The 14,476-nt window shown below is 71.2% G+C and carries 15 protein-coding genes; 7 read left to right on the top strand and 8 right to left on the bottom strand.

Annotation, left to right across the window (positions count from 1 at the left end; translation table 11 throughout):
* Positions 1-53 precede the first annotated feature (53 nt).
* Entirely contained in the window at positions 54-1,430 is a 1,377-nt protein-coding gene (locus tag OG430_RS37020; protein ID WP_327357025.1) for an MFS transporter, read from the top strand.
* Positions 1,431-1,559: 129 nt separating this feature from the next.
* Here the strand turns inward: OG430_RS37020 and OG430_RS37015 are convergent, their stop codons facing one another.
* Entirely contained in the window at positions 1,560-2,168 is a 609-nt protein-coding gene (locus OG430_RS37015; protein WP_327357024.1) for a DUF1349 domain-containing protein, read from the bottom strand.
* Positions 2,165-3,685 carry an aldehyde dehydrogenase (NADP(+)) gene (locus OG430_RS37010; protein WP_327357023.1) on the bottom strand — a complete coding sequence of 507 codons (1,521 nt, stop codon included), beginning with the start codon at positions 3,683-3,685 and terminating at the stop codon, positions 2,165-2,167. Before OG430_RS37010 ends, OG430_RS37015 begins: the two co-directional genes overlap by 4 nt.
* 139 nt (positions 3,686-3,824) lie before the next feature.
* Between OG430_RS37010 and OG430_RS37005 the strand changes: the two genes are divergently transcribed.
* The 6 genes from OG430_RS37005 (at position 3,825) to OG430_RS36980 (ending at position 9,870) form a co-directional block, all read left to right on the top strand.
* Positions 3,825-4,598, top strand: coding sequence for an IclR family transcriptional regulator (locus OG430_RS37005; RefSeq protein WP_327357022.1), 774 nt, complete (start codon positions 3,825-3,827; stop codon positions 4,596-4,598).
* Between the two features lie 28 nt (positions 4,599-4,626).
* The gene (locus OG430_RS37000) at positions 4,627-5,100 is read left to right on the top strand and encodes a GNAT family N-acetyltransferase (RefSeq protein ID WP_327359388.1); all 474 of its coding nucleotides are present in this window, start codon (positions 4,627-4,629) and stop codon (positions 5,098-5,100) included.
* Between the two features lie 210 nt (positions 5,101-5,310).
* Positions 5,311-6,291 (top strand): hypothetical protein, encoded by a 981-nt coding sequence (locus OG430_RS36995; RefSeq protein ID WP_327357021.1) that lies wholly within the window; start codon positions 5,311-5,313, stop codon positions 6,289-6,291.
* Positions 6,288-7,562 (top strand): sensor histidine kinase, encoded by a 1,275-nt coding sequence (locus OG430_RS36990; protein ID WP_327357020.1) that lies wholly within the window; start codon positions 6,288-6,290, stop codon positions 7,560-7,562. Before OG430_RS36995 ends, OG430_RS36990 begins: the two co-directional genes overlap by 4 nt.
* A gap of 92 nt (positions 7,563-7,654) precedes the next feature.
* A complete protein-coding gene (locus tag OG430_RS36985; RefSeq protein ID WP_327359387.1) occupies positions 7,655-8,311 on the top strand; it encodes a response regulator transcription factor in 657 nt (218 codons plus the stop codon).
* Positions 8,312-8,418: 107 nt separating this feature from the next.
* A complete protein-coding gene (locus tag OG430_RS36980) occupies positions 8,419-9,870 on the top strand; it encodes a peptidoglycan D,D-transpeptidase FtsI family protein (protein WP_327357019.1) in 1,452 nt (483 codons plus the stop codon).
* A 4-nt stretch (positions 9,871-9,874) separates the two neighbouring features.
* On the opposite strand, the gene OG430_RS36975 is transcribed toward OG430_RS36980, so the two are convergent.
* The 6 genes from OG430_RS36975 to OG430_RS36950 all read right to left on the bottom strand — a co-directional run bounded on the left by OG430_RS36975 (position 9,875) and on the right by OG430_RS36950 (position 14,422).
* Positions 9,875-10,432: a GNAT family N-acetyltransferase gene (locus OG430_RS36975; RefSeq protein ID WP_327357018.1), complete on the bottom strand. Its 558-nt coding sequence runs from the start codon at positions 10,430-10,432 to the stop codon at positions 9,875-9,877.
* Entirely contained in the window at positions 10,429-10,797 is a 369-nt protein-coding gene (locus OG430_RS36970; protein ID WP_327357017.1) for a VOC family protein, read from the bottom strand. The genes OG430_RS36975 and OG430_RS36970 overlap by 4 nt, the downstream gene beginning before the upstream one ends.
* A 156-nt stretch (positions 10,798-10,953) precedes the next feature.
* A complete protein-coding gene (locus OG430_RS36965) occupies positions 10,954-11,697 on the bottom strand; it encodes a hypothetical protein (protein WP_327357016.1) in 744 nt (247 codons plus the stop codon).
* Positions 11,698-11,708: 11 nt separating this feature from the next.
* Positions 11,709-12,047 carry a PadR family transcriptional regulator gene (locus OG430_RS36960; RefSeq protein WP_327357015.1) on the bottom strand — a complete coding sequence of 113 codons (339 nt, stop codon included), beginning with the start codon at positions 12,045-12,047 and terminating at the stop codon, positions 11,709-11,711.
* A 33-nt stretch (positions 12,048-12,080) separates the two neighbouring features.
* On the bottom strand, positions 12,081-12,830 hold the full coding sequence (locus tag OG430_RS36955; RefSeq protein WP_327357014.1) for a CPBP family intramembrane glutamic endopeptidase: 750 nt from the start codon (positions 12,828-12,830) through the stop codon (positions 12,081-12,083).
* A 107-nt stretch (positions 12,831-12,937) separates the two neighbouring features.
* Positions 12,938-14,422, bottom strand: coding sequence for an NCS2 family permease (locus OG430_RS36950; protein ID WP_327357013.1), 1,485 nt, complete (start codon positions 14,420-14,422; stop codon positions 12,938-12,940).
* Positions 14,423-14,476 lie beyond the last annotated feature (54 nt).

Below are 14,476 nucleotides of genomic sequence, written 5' to 3'. Positions count from 1 at the left end.
TATGGCATTCAGGCCACTACTGTAACCCGCCGAAGATCGCCAGGCTGAGGGGCATGGCAACGAAAGACCTCACCCCGGTCCAGACCTTGGGTGCCGCCCCGGTCAAGCCCACCGGCGGCTCCGGATCCCCCGGCCTCACCCTCTTCGCCGCACTCCTCGGCATCGCCCTGATGACCCTGGACGCCTCGGTCGTGAACGTGGCGCTCCCGGCGATCGCCGACGACCTCGGCTCCGGCATGGCCGGGCTGCAGTGGGTGGTGGACTCCTACACCCTGGCGTTCGCCTCCCTGATGCTGTCCACGGGCGCCTTCGCGGACCGCACCGGGGCGACCCGGGCGTACGCGATCGGCATCGCGCTGTTCACGCTGGCCTCGGCGGCGTGCGGCTTCGCGCCGTCGCTCGGTGTGCTGATCGCGGCCCGCGTGGTGCAGGGCGTCGCGGCGGCCGTGGTGCTGCCCGCCTCGCTCTCGCTGGTCCGGCAGGCCTACCCGGACGCCGCGCAGCGGGCCCGCGCGGTGGCGCTGTGGGCGGCGGGCGGCTCGGTGGCGCTTGCGCTCGGGCCGGTCGCGGGCGGGGCGTTGATCACGTGGTGGGGGTGGCCCGGGATCTTCTTCATCAACCTGCCGCTCGGTGCGCTCACGCTCGTCCTGCTGGTACGCGCCCCTCGTTCGCTGCCCCGCCCCGCGCCCCTCGACCTGCCGGGCCAGCTCACCGCGGTGGTCGCGCTGACCGCTCTGACCTTCGCGGTCATCGAGCGCGGCACGACGGGTCTGATCTCGCTGGCCGTGGCGGTGGCTGCCGCGCTCGCGTTCGCGGTGATCGAGAGCCGGCAGCCGCACCCGGTCGTGCCGCTCGGCCTGTTCCGCAACCGCACCGTGGCGATCGTCGTGCCGACGGGGGTGGCGATCAGCGTGACCTTCTACGGCATGATCTTCGTCTTCAGCCTCTTCTTCCAGCAGGAGCAGGGCAGTTCGGCCCTGATGGCCGGTCTTCTCTTCCTGCCCATGACGGCCCTGATCGTGGTGGCGAACATCGTCTCCGGCAAGCTCGCCGGCCGCTTCGGGCCCCGGCTGCCGATGCTGGTCGGCCAGTCCCTGGCGATCGCGGGGCTGCTGCTCCTGGTCGCCTTCGCGTCCGCGGACCGGTCCCCGTGGGGCCTGGCCTTCCTCATGCTGCCGATGGCGGTGGGGTGCGGGCTGACGATTCCGCCGCTTACTGCCGCGATGATGGAGGCGGTGCCGGCTTCCCGTGCCGGGACTGCGGCAGGGGTGCTCAACTCGGCCCGTCAGGTGGGCGGGGGGCTCGCTGTCGCGGCGTTCGGTTCCCTGATCGCAGGCGACTTCGAGGCGGGGATGCGGGTTTGCCTGCTGGTGAGTGCGGGGCTGCTCGCGGTGACGGCCGCGGGTACGGTGCGGCTGCGCACGCGGTGAATTTTCCCCTACCCGCCCCTTCCCGTAAGGCTGCCGCCGGCTTCAAAGCGACTGTCACAGATGTCCTCAAACGCCGGACGGGCTGATTCATCAGCCCGTCCGGCGTTTGAGGACCTTCGGGAAGAAGCCTCAGCTCCCGTCCCGCAGCCCCTTGGGCCAGTTCGGCCGGAACTCGATGTGGTCGTACGTCACCACGCAGCCCTCCCCTACCGGGGACTGGGCCATGAAGCCGACAAGGGCCGACTCGGCCTCCGGCTCCGTGCCGAGGGCGAAGATCCGGACGAAGGTCCAGGTCTTGCCGTCGAGCGAGGCGTGGAAGGCGAAGGCCTTCCCGGTGCGGCTGATCCGGAGCCAGGCCGAATCGCCGTCCACCACGAAGGAGTTGGCGTCGTCCGAGTGCCCGCGCGTGACGACCGTGCAGATCGTCGGCTCGTCCGGAGACCGCTCCAGGCACAGCTTGGCCCAGTCGCGGTCGGCGACATGGACGTACAGCACACCCGCGTCGAAGGCGGCCTGGAACCCGACCTTGACGCGGGCGATCAGCTGGAAGTCACCCTGCGGAGCCCCGAGCAGCCGGGGCGCGTCGGACGCCGTGTCCTGCGCCTCCCCGGTGGGCGGCACGAAGCGGTCCTGGCGGGGACCCGCCCAGCCGGTGAGGACGCCGTCCTCGTGGGACCAGTTGCCGTCGGGGCCGTACGGGCGCAGCGGGAAGGGCAGTTCGGGGAGCTCCAGGTTCACGGAGTGACCTTCCGCGGCAGCCCGAGCGGGTTGTCGTCGCGCAGCTCCGGCGGCAGGAGCGCCTCGGGCGTCGACTGGTACGCCACCGGACGCAGCCAGCGCTCGATGGCCGTGCCGCCCACGGACGTCGAGGTGGACGTCGTGGCCGGGTAGGGCCCGCCGTGCTGCTGGGCGGGGGCGACGGCGACACCGGTCGGCCAGCCGTTGACGAGGACGCGTCCGGCGAGCGGCGTGAGCTCGGCGAGCAGGGCGGCACCGCGCCCCGCGGGGTCGGCCGCCTCCGCGTCGGAGAGCTGCAGCGTGGCCGTGAGGTTGCCGGGCAGCCGGGACAGTACGGCGCCGATCTCGGCCTCGTCCGCGTACCGGGCGACGACGGTGACCGGGCCGAAGCACTCCTCGATGAGGAGGTCGTGCTCCCCGGAGGAGGCCAGTCGGGCCGCCGGGACCGTGAGGAATCCGGCACCCACCGTGTGCTCACCGCCCGCACCCGGCGTCACCGGGGCCTCCACGTCCGGGAGTTCGGCGCGGGCCGCGACTCCGTCGACGTACGCCTGACGCATCCGGTGATCGAGCAGTACGCCCGCCTCGACCTCGCTGACGGCGTGCGTGAGGGACTTGACCAGCGCGTCCCCCGCGTCCCCCAGCGGCGCGAGCACGAAGCCCGGCTTGGTGCAGAACTGGCCGGTGCCGAGCGTCATGGAGCCGGCGAGGCCCTCGCCGATCTGCTCGGCCCGCTCGACGGCTGCGGCCTCGGTGATGACGACGGGGTTGAGCGAGCCCAGCTCGCCGTGGAAGGGGATGGGCTGCGGTCGGGCCGCGGCCGCGTCGAAGAGCGCCCGGCCGCCGCGTACCGAACCGGTGAACCCGGCGGCCGCGACCAGCGGATGGCGCACCAGCTCGACCCCCGCGTCGAAGCCGTGCACCAACTGCACGACTTCGGCGGGCAGTTCGAGGCGTACGGCGGCCCGGTGCAGGGCGTCGACGCACAGTTCGGAGGTGGCCGGGTGGTCGGGGTGCGCCTTGACCACGACGGGGCAGCCCGCGGCGAGCGCGCTCGCGGTGTCGCCGCCGGGGACGGAGAAGGCGAGCGGGAAGTTCGACGCGGCGTACACCGCGACTACGCCCAGCGGCACCTTGTAGCGGCGCAGATCCGGCCAGGGCGGCGTCTGCGTCGCATCGGCGTGGCTGATGATGACGTCGAGATACGAGCCTTCGTCCACTATGTCCGCAAAGGAGCGCAACTGGGTGGTGGTGCGGGCAAGTTCACCGGTGAGGCGTCCCGGGCCGAGCGCGGTCTCGGCGTCCGCCGCCTCGATCACATGCTCCGCCGACTCGTCGAGCAGGTCGGCGGCGGTGCGCAACAGGGCGGCGCGCACGGTGCGATCGGCCAGGCTCGCTCGCGCGGCATGCGCGGCACGGACGATCTGGTCGACCTCCTGGGCCGTCGCCTCCACGGCAACCTGCTCGCGCTGCTTCCCGGTTCGGGGGTCGACGCTCCAGACTGGTGCTGCTGCCACGGCCGGTTTCCTCCAGATGTGATGTCACCGATCTGATGCCGCCCACCAGGCTCGTTCGATATGCTGAACGCTGTCTCCGATGGTGAACGATCGCAATGATCCGGAGGCTATGTGCAGGCGAACGAAGGGGTCAAGGGCGATGTCGGCTGCCGATACGGGCGGTGGGGCGCAGGTCAAGTCCGCAGTGCGGACCGTGGAATTGCTCGAGTACTTCGCCGGCCGGCCCGGTATGCACTCTTTGGCAGCCGTACAGGAGGCCGTCGGGTACCCCAAGTCCAGTCTGTACATGCTCCTGCGCACTTTGGTAGAGCTTGGCTGGGTAGAGACGGACGCCACAGGGACGCGGTACGGCATCGGCGTACGCGCCCTGCTCGTCGGCACCTCGTACATCGACGGTGACGAGGTGGTCGCGGCCGCCCGGCCCACCCTGGACCGGCTCTCCGACGACACCACGGAGACCATCCACCTGGCCCGTCTGGACGGCGTGAACGTGGTGTACCTGGCCACCCGCCAGTCCCAGCACTATCTGCGGCCCTTCACCCGCGTCGGCCGCCGCCTTCCCGCGCACTCCACATCACTGGGCAAGGCACTCCTGGCGACGTACACGGACGAGCAGGTCCGCAAGATGCTCCCCGAGACCCTCGCGCCGCTCACCGAGCACACCCTCACGGACCGCGAGGCCCTCATCGAGGAGCTGCACCTGGTGCGCGAGCAGGGCTTCGCCGTGGACCGCGAGGAGAACACCCTCGGCCTGCGCTGCTTCGGCATCGCGATCCCGTACCGCACCCCGGCCCGGGACGCGATCAGCTGCTCGGTGCCGGTGGCCCGACTGACGCCCGCGCACGAGCAGATGATCAAGGATGCGCTCTTCGATGCGCGGGACCGGCTGACGCTCGCGACGCGGCGACTCTAGGGTCGGGGCCATGACTGCCCCGAACGCCATGGACGTCTCCCTGCGCCCCGTGCACCCCAGCGATCTGCCCGTGTTCTTCCGGCACATGAGCGACCCCGAGTCGAATCAGGTCGCCGCCTTCACTGCCAAGGACCCCACTGACCGGGCCGACTTCGACGCGCACTGGGAGCGGGTGCTCGCCTCGCCCGACAACGTCACGCGCACGGTCCTCGCGGACGGGGACGTGGTCGGGCACGCGGCGGTGTACGGGGATCCGGGCGAGCGTGAGGTCACGTACTTTATCGACCGCTACTACTGGGGGCGGGGCATCGCGACCTCCGCCCTGCGGGCGCTGCTCATGGAGGTCCCGGAGCGGCCCCTGCGGGCCCGCGCCGCGGCGGACAACACCGGATCGATCCGGGTCCTGGAGAAGTGCGGCTTCGCGGTGACCGCCCAGGACCGGGGGTATGCGAACGCGCGGGGCGAGGAGATCGACGAGCTTGTGCTGCGGCTGGACGGATAGATTCCCCTCCCCGCCCCTTCCCGTAAGGCTGCCGCCGGCTTCAAAGACTGTCCTCAAACGCCGGACGGGCTGACTTTGTCAGCCCGTCCGGCGTTTGAGGACTTTCGGGAAGGGGCGGGGAGGGGATCAAATCCTTCTCCCCCACCCGGCGGAGGCGGATCAGCATCACGCACGACGTGCAGAGACCCCCCACGGCGGCAGCGTGGAGCCATGACCCGCGCAACCACCGCCCTCCGGGCAACAGCGATCGCCGCCTGCCTCCCCTACCTCGCCCTCAAGGTCACCTGGATCACAGGCAGCCACCTCGGCATCCCCGAGAACAGCACCCTCCTCGACCACCGCTCCGCGATGATCGTGGCCAACACGGCCACCGTCCTCATGGACGCCTGCGTCATCGTGCTGGCCCTGCTCCTGACCCGGCCCTGGGGCCAACGGGCCAAGGCCTGGCTCCTCGTGATCCCGGTCTGGGTCGCCGGCGGCCTGCTCACCCCGATCATGACCGGATTCCCGGTACAGCTCCTGGTGCGCGCCCTCGGCGGAAGCGTCAAGACCGACGACCCGGCCGGCAAGGCCTTCCTCGACGGCTGGGTCTTCGGCGTCGTCTACACCGGCTTCATCGTGCAGGGCCTGGCCCTGGGCGCGCTGTTCGTGGCGTACGCACGCCGCCGCTGGGGCCACCTGTGGCAGGGGCGGGTCTGGGAGCTGCCCGGCAGCCCGACCCGGCCCGCACAGCAGACGGTCGCCGTGGCCGCGGCCGTGTTCGCGCTGCTGCCGCTTGTCGTGCATGTGCAGTGGGCCCTCGGGTCGACCGCGGGTCTCAGCGAGGGGCGGGCTCAGGAGCGTACGAGCGACTTCTACGTCCTCGAAGCGCTCGACGTCGCCTTCGTCGCGCTCGCCGTCGCGGGCGCCTTGATGCTCGCCTTCCGGATCGGCCGCCCCTTGCCCGTGAAGGTGCCGCTCGCCATGGCGTGGGTGGGGTCCGCGGTGCTCGCCTGCTGGGGCGGCTGGCTGAACATCGCCTCGCTGACCGGTGTGGACGACCCCGCCGACCGGCCGACCGCGCTGATGAACCTGACCTACTCTGGGCAGATGATCGTCGGGATGCTCGTCGCCGCCATCGGCGCCTACTTCTTCGCTGAGCGCACTGCCGGGCGCACCGCCGACCGCGTCGCGGCCAAGTCCCGCGCATGAGGCGCGTGTCGAGGTTCCTGTTCGGGCGGGTGGCCCGGCTCCGGTGGATCCATCTGGTCCTGGGCGGCGCCCTGTTGATGCCGTTCTGGCTGGTCGGGACGGTGGTGTTCGGTCCGGTCAGCGACAGCGGGAGCCTGTTCACCAACTCGCTCGGCGTGCAGTTCGGCGCGTACGCCGTCGCGTTGCCGCTCGCCTGGGTCGCCGGGCTCTTCCCGCTCACCCGGCCGCTGTGCGTGGCGATGGCGCGGGCCCTGTGCGGGGTGCCGGGCGACCGGTTCGCGGAGGGTCCCGCCAGGTCGCGGGCCGCGAAGGGGCGTACGGCGGGCTGGTTCACGCTGCACGTGGGGGTCGGCGGGCTGCTCGCCGGGGCGATGCTGGCGCTGCCGCCGTTCGCGGTGGTGGTGACGCTGCTGCCGATTCCCGCAGTACGGGAGTGGGTGGATCGCGAGGGGGCCCGGCTGCCCCAACAGCTCGACCAGGCCTGGGTGTTGACGCTGGCTCCCTTCGCCGGCCTCGCGATGCTCGTCGCCCTCGCGGCCTGCGCGAGCGCGGCAGGCGCGCTGCTCGCCCGGTACGCGCCGGTGCTGCTCGGGCCGACCCCGGCGGACCGCCTCGCCGTCGCCGAGGAGCGGGCCGCGGAGCTCGCGGTGCGCAACCGCCTTGCCCGGGAGCTGCACGACTCGGTGGGGCACGCGCTCAGCGCCGTCACGCTGCAGGCGAGCGCCGCCCGCCGGGTCCTCGACTCCAACCCCGACTTCGTACGCGAGGCCCTGACCGCGATCGAGGACACCACCCGCCGCACGGTCGGTGAACTCGACGCGGTGCTCGGCCTGTTGCGCGAGGGCGACGAGTCGGCGAAGGCGCCCGCGCCCACCCTCACCGACGACCTGGAGGGCCTGCTGGCCCGCACCCGCGCCACCGGTACGCCGGTGACGGCGAAGGTCGACGTGGAGGTGGCCGCGCTGCCCCAGCTGGTGTCGCGGGAGGCGTACCGGATCGTTCAGGAAGGGCTGAGCAACGCCCTTCGGCATGCCGGGAGTTCACCGGTTACCCTGCGGATCGCCAGGGTCGGCGAGGAGTTGGAGATCGTGATGGAGAACCCCTTGCCGAAGGGCGGCGCACTCGCGGCCACCCGGCCCGGCGGCGGCAGCGGCCTCAAGGGCGTGGCGGACCGGGCCCGGCTGCTCGGCGGCCGCTCGGGGGCCGGCCCGGACGGCGACCGGTGGCGGCTCGCGGTGCACCTCCCGGTCGCCGCGGGAGGCCCCCGATGAACGAGACCGCACAGACCCGGCCGGACGAGACCGCACGGAGCCCCATGAACGACAGCGCGCACAGCCCGATGAGCGAGACCCCGCGCAGCCCGATGGGCGAGACCGTACGGATCGTCCTGGCCGACGACGAGCGCATGGTGCGCACCGCCCTGCGCGTCATCCTCGAGGCCGAGCCGGGCCTGGAAGTGGTGGGCGAGGCCGCGACCGGCGCCGAGGCGGTGTCGGTGGTGCGGGAGCTGCGACCCGACGTGGTGCTCATGGACGTACGGATGCCGGAGATCGACGGCATCCGCGCCACCGAGCAGATCCTCGCCTCGATGCCCGAGCCGCCGCGGATCGTCGTCGTCACGACCTTCGAGAACGACGCGTACGTCTACGACGCGCTGCGGGCCGGCGCCTCCGGGTTCCTGCTCAAGCGCGCGGACGCCGACCACCTGGTGCAGGCGGTCCGCACGGTCGCGCGCAGCGACTCGCTGCTCTTCCCCGCGGCGGTCCGCGCCCTGGCCACCGAGCATGCCCGCGCCAAGCCGGCCGCCCCGCCCTGGGTGGCCCGGCTCACCGAGCGCGAGGCAGAGGTGCTCCGCCTGATGACGACCGGCCTGACCAACGCGGAGATCGCCGGGCGTATGGGGGTCGGCGCCGCCACCGTGAAGTCGCATGTCGCGGCGGTCCTGGCCAAGACGGGCGCACGGGACCGGACACAGGCGGTGATCGCCGCGTACGAGGCGGGCTTCGTCGGCAGCGCATAAAGAATTCGTCGGCGGCGCATAAGGAATCCGGCCGCAATATGAAGACTCTCTAAAAAGGCGCGCCAAAAGGAACGATGCCCTCCGCCCGGTTCGTCCCTCTCAGTGCGATGAACAAGACGATCAGGCGCGCCTCGGTCTTCACGCTGCTGCTCGTGCTCGCCCTGCTGATCAGGGCGACCTGGGTGCAGTTCTACGAAGGTCAGGCCCTCGCGGACAACAAGAACAACCGGCGGAACGCGATCTCGCAGTACGCGTACCCGCTCGGGAACATCATCGTGGCCGGCGAGGCGGTCACCGGATCGGAGAGGACGAAGAGCGGCGACCTCGCGTACAAGCGCACGTACAAGGACGGCAGCCTCTACTCGGCGGTGACCGGGTACAGCTCGCAGGTGTACGGGGCGACCCAGCTCGAGGGCATCTACCAGAAGCTCCTCGACGGCACGGACAACCGGCTGAAGAACCCGCTCGACACCCTCGCCAACAAGCGCGCCGACCCCGGCGACGTACTGACGACCATCGACCCGGCCGTACAGAAGGCCGCGCAGAAGGCGCTCGGCGACAAGAAGGGCGCGGCCGTCGCCATCGACCCGGCGACCGGCAAGATCCTCGGCGTGGTCTCGACGCCGTCGTACGACCCCTCGAAGATCAGCGGCAGCTCGGACGGCGACGCCTGGAAGAAGCTGTCCGGGGACGAGGACAAGCCCCTGGTCAACCGGGCGCTGCGGCAGCCGCTGCCGCCGGGTTCGACCTTCAAGCTGGTGGTCGCGGCGGCCGCCCTGGAGGACGGGCTCTACTCGTCGGCGGACGAGAAGACGAACAGCCCGAACCCCTACATGCTGCCCGGCACCACGACGCCGCTGAAGAACGAGAGCGCGTCGGCGCCGTGCGAGAACGCCTCGATCCGGACCGCGCTGCAGTACTCCTGCAACAACGTCTTCGGCAAGATGGCGGTCGACCTCGGGCAGGACAAGCTCAAGGCGATGGCGGAGAAGTTCGGCTTCAACGACAAGAAGCAGGACGTCCCCGTGCGGGCCTCGGAAAGCGTCTACCCGTCGGGCATGGACAAGGCGCAGACCGCGCTCTCGGGCATCGGGCAGTTCGACGTGACGGCCACGCCGTTGCAGATGGCGATGGTGACCGCGGCGATCGCGAACGGCGGTGAGCTGAAGGACCCGCACATGGTGTCCCAGATCAACGACGCCGACGGCAACTCGCTGCAGAACTTCGACGGGGACGCGTCCTCGAAGCGCATCGTCGGCGAGCAGACCGCCAAGGAGCTGCAGTCGGCGATGGAGACGGTCATCAAGGAGGGCACCGGCACCAACGCGCAGATCTCCGGTGCGACGGTGGGCGGCAAGACGGGTACCGCGCAGCACGGCGAGAACAACAGCAAGACGCCGTACGCCTGGTTCACGTCCTACGCGAAGGGTTCGGACGGCAAGCAGATCGCGGTCGCCGTCCTGATCGAGGACTCGGACGCCGCGCGCTCGGAGGTCAGCGGCAACGGGCTCGCGGCGCCGGTCGCGAAGGCGATGATGCAGGCCTACCTCAAGGGCTGACCGTTCAGAGCGCCTTGCTCATGAACAGCGCGATCTCGCCCTCCGCGGGCGTGCCGGTGTAGAGCGTGGTGTCGAGCCCGCTCAGGGCGAAGCCCAGGCGCCGGTACGCCCTGACGGCGGGGGCGTTGACGCTGGTGACCTCCAGCCAGAGCGTACGGGCGCGCAGTTCACGCCCGTACGCCTCGGCCCTGGCCATGAGTTCCCGGCCGATGCCCCGCGCCCGGTGGGCGTCGGCGACCGTGATCTGCCGGACGGCGAGGCGGCGGTTCCACTCCTCGTGTCCGAGCGCGACGAACCCGACGATCCGCCCGCCCTCGACGGCGACGACGGTGTGCTCGGCCTCGTCCAGGTCGTCGTCCTGCGGGTACTTCTTGTGCAGCGGCGGGTCGACGGGGACGGGGCGCAGGTCGAAGCCGTCCTCGCGGGCGGTCACGACGAACACCTCGGCGGTGCGGAACGAGTCGTCGAGGCCGTCGAGCTGCGGCCGGTCGGCGGGGCGGGCGGTGCGGTACTCGATGGTGCCGCCGTTGCTGCTGCCGTTGCTGCTGCCGTTGTCGATCACCTGGCCGAGTCTGGCACGACGGGCTGGGCGAGGGTCACCGTGTTCCCCGACGGGTCGGCGAGCGTGCTGACGCGGTAGCCGCCGTCGGTGTTCTCCGGCTCCTCGGGGTCGAGGCCGTTGCCCGCGATGACCTTGGCGTACTTGTCCACGTCGCTCACGGAGAGCGTGAGCAGCGAGTCCCCGGCCCGGTCCGGGTCCAGATACACCTGGATCGCGGCGTGCCCGCCCAGGTGCCACTCGGCGAGACCATCCGCGGGGGCGTGGTCGGGACTGCGGCCGAGGAGGCCCTCGTACCAGCGGAGCGCCGCCTCGAAGTCGGCGACACAGACGACGGCGTAGACCTTCTCAATGCCTTTGTTGGGCATGGGTGTTCACCCCAGTCGATAGTGGACGGCGCAGGACGTCTTCCCGACGACCACCCCCTTCATGCTCGTGGCGGGTGGGACCGTGCCGCAATGAGTGAGGTGACGATTCACCCACTCGATCCGGGGGTTTCAGCGCCGCCGCTCCTGCCCGGGGATTCAGCGTCGCCGCCGCTCCCGCAGCACCCGCACCCCGACCACCGCGCCCAACGGCACCGCCGCCCCCGCCAACAGCCCCGTCGCGAACCCGAGCCCCGTGCTCGCCTCACCCTCGGACAGCGCGACCGCGAACCCGGCCACGATCACACCGACCACGATCGCCGCGATCAGCGCATAGAAGCGGCGACTGAAGAAGGACGACCGCGCAGGCGCGGGCGGCACGGGCGCGGTGAGCTGCGCCGCCGGGCCGAGGCTCGCCGCCCTGGGGCGCTTGAACCAGGCGTACACCACCCAGGTCCCGCACTCCTCCCAGCCGTCCGGCGCCAGCTTCTCGTCGATGCCCTCCCGGCCCCGCGTGATCAACTCGCGCCGGTACTCCCAGCGTTGGGGCTGCTCCGGGTCGCGGTGGCTGACGAAGCGGCCGAGCGCGTCGACCCGGTCGACCTCCCAGCCCTCGTCGCCGAAGCGATTGAGCAGCGCCTCGTCCACGAAGGTGTCGGCGGTCCAGCGCCAGGTCTCGACCCGCCCCTCGGGCGCCTCGGCCCGCTCCCCGCCCTCGGGCGCGAGCTGCGCGGCGAACTCGCCGGCCGGCCCGAACTCGGCCTCCGCGTCCCCGCCGGACTCCTCCAGGTGCGCCGCCAACTCGCCGACGGTCGCCGCCACATGGTCGTCGGGCAGGCCCTTGTCCCGCAGCAGGGCGGCCAGTTCGTCGAGGTATCCCCCGCTCCTGCCATCCCTGCTCATGCCATCCCCGCTCATGCCACTCCGCCCTTGGCCAGGACGGAACGTACGGACTCGTCGAACGCCAGCCACAGCCGCCCCTGTTCGCCGAGCGTCGCCCGGCCCTCGTCGGTCAGCGCGTAGTAGCGCCGCCCCGGCCCCTTCTCGGTCGCCCGGAACTCGGCGGCCACCAGGCCGGCCTCCTCCAGGCGGTTGAGCACGGGGTACAGGGTGCCGCCCTTGATCTCGCCCAGGCCGGCAGCGGCCAGCTGCTTGGCGATCTCGTAGCCATAGCTCTCACCGCCGGTGAGGCCGGCGAGGACCATCAGGTCGAGGACGCCCTTGAACCAGCTGGCCCGGCGATCGGTGGTCACGGTGTTCTGCCTTTCACCTGTACACGGGTACGTTCAGACCGTACGCGGCGCCGCGGAACGTCCGCCTGCGACCACCGGGATCAGCACCAGGTCCCGCAGGGCGAGCGCCACGTTCGCGACGATCGGCACGGCGAGGCTTCCGGTGACGAGGTAGAGCCCGGTCATCAGCCCCCCGTACAGACCGAAGAGCAGCACGCCCTTGCCGCCCTGGTACCACCCGGCCGCCGCGTAGATCACCAGCGAAATGCCCGCCGCCACATAGAGGTTGAGCCCGAGCACGCCGACGCCGAAGGCGATGAGCAGGCCCCGGTAGACGAGTTCGGCGCAGATCCCGGAGGCCACGGCCATCCCGGCCGCGTACCGCCGCTCCCGCTCGGTGCGCGGGAGCATCGCGTCCAGGGTGTCCAGGCCGGGGACGTGCTTGCCCTCGACGGCCATCTTGTGGAACGACCGGCCGGTGGCGAGCGCAAGCACCACGAACAGCGCGCCGAAGAACACCGCGTACCCGGGCTGCTCGGGCGCCCCGAACCCGAGGTCGGCGGCCGCGAAGCCGTCCGACAGGGCGAAGGCGAGCAGGGCGAGGGCCGCGAAGCCCGCCCAGCACGCCACCCCGAGGAGGTAGTAGCGGATCAACGCCTGCGGCTCGCTGTCCCTGCGGGCCTTGAGCGAGGCGAACATCCGCCGCCCCAACCACGGCTCGCCGACGGCGAGATACGTGGCCAGAGCGGCCGTGATGATCGTGGACGCCGTCGCGAACTCCGGCGAGATGGTGAAGCGGTCCATGAGGTCCCCCTATCTGAAGCTACCTAGACGGTAGAGCCATCTAGTCAGGATTACAACCTATCTCGCTTCACCAAGTCCCAGGCCGTGCCGGAGTCCCCGCCGGGAGGTCACTTCACGCCGAGCAGCTGCTCCAGCGGATCGATCGCGAAGTACACGAGGAACAGCGCCGCCGCGCCCCACAGCAGCCAGTGGATGTCCCGCACCTTCCCGAGCACCGCCTTGATGACGACGTACGCCACGAACCCGGCCCCGATCCCATTGGTGATCGAGTACGTGAAGGGCATGACGACGATCGTCAGGAAGGCCGGGATGCCGATCTCCCAGCGGCCGAAGTCGATGTGCTTGACCTGCGTCATCAGCAGGAACCCGACCGCCACGAGCGCGGGCGCGGCGGCCTGCGCGGGCACCACCGTGGCCAGCGGCGCGAAGAACAGCGCGAGCGCGAAGAGCCCGCCGGTGACCAGGTTGGCGAACCCGGTCCTGGCCCCCTCGCCGACGCCCGCCGCCGACTCGATGTACGAGGTGCTGGACGAGGCGGAGGCCGCACCGCCCGCGGCGGCCGCCACCCCGTCGATGAGCAGGACGCGCCCGAGGCCCGGCACCTTGCCCTGCTCGTCGAGGAGCCCGGCCTCGCTGGAGATGCCGACGACCGTGCCCATCGTGTCGAAGAAATCGCTCAGGATCAGCGTGAAGATGAGCAGCACGACGGTGACGACCCCGACGCCCGCCGCACCGAACGCCCCGAACGGGCTGAAGGCGCCGAGCAGTCCGAAGTCGGGGGTGTCGACGACCTTGTCGGGGAGGGCGGGCACGGTCAGGCCCCAGCTCTCCGGCTTGATGTCGGCGAGCTCGTTGATGACGATCGCGACGGCGGTGGCGGCGACGATCGAGATCAGGATCGCCCCGCGCACCTTGCGCGCCATCAGCGCGACGGTGAGCAGCACGCCGACGCAGAAGACGAGGATCGGCCAGCCCATCAGCCGCCCGCCTGCGCCGAGTTGGACCGGCACGGACCCGGTGTCGCCGGGAATCCTGGTGGCGAAGCCCGCGTCGATGAAGCCGATGAACGCGATGAACAGCCCGATCCCGACGCTGATGGCGTGCTTGAGCTCCTGCGGGATGGCGTGCATGACCGCCTCGCGCAACCCCGTCAGGACCAGGACGCAGATCAGCAGGCCCTCGACGAAGATCAGGCCCATCGCGTCGGGCCAGCTCATCAGCGGCGCGATCTGGAAGGCGACCACGGCGTTGAGGCCGAGGCCCGCCGCGATGGCGAGCGGGAGGTTGCCGCCGATGCCCATGACGACGGTCATCACGGCGGCCACCAGGGCGGTGGCGGTGACCAGTTCGGCGCCGTCGAGCCGGTGCCCGAACTTGTCCTCGGCGCTCCCGAGGATGATCGGGTTGAGCACCAGGATGTAGGCCATGGTGAAGAACGTGGCGAAGCCGCCGCGTATCTCACGGGCGTACGACGATCCCCTGTCGCTGATCCTGAAGAAGCGGTCGACGGGGTGGCGGGGTGGCGCGTCCGCCTTGCCGAGCTCCGGTCCTGCTGATGCCGATGGTCCTGACGATCCCGATGGTCCTGACATGGCTCTCCTCGCGGGCGGGAATCCGGTCGTGGTGGCCGGATTCTGCCCGCGGGA

It is taken from the genome of Streptomyces sp. NBC_01304 (assembly GCF_035975855.1).
Classification (GTDB): Bacteria; Actinomycetota; Actinomycetes; order Streptomycetales; family Streptomycetaceae; genus Streptomyces.
Note: the sequence above shows the minus strand (reverse complement) of the source record. Positions and strands in the feature narration are given on the sequence as shown.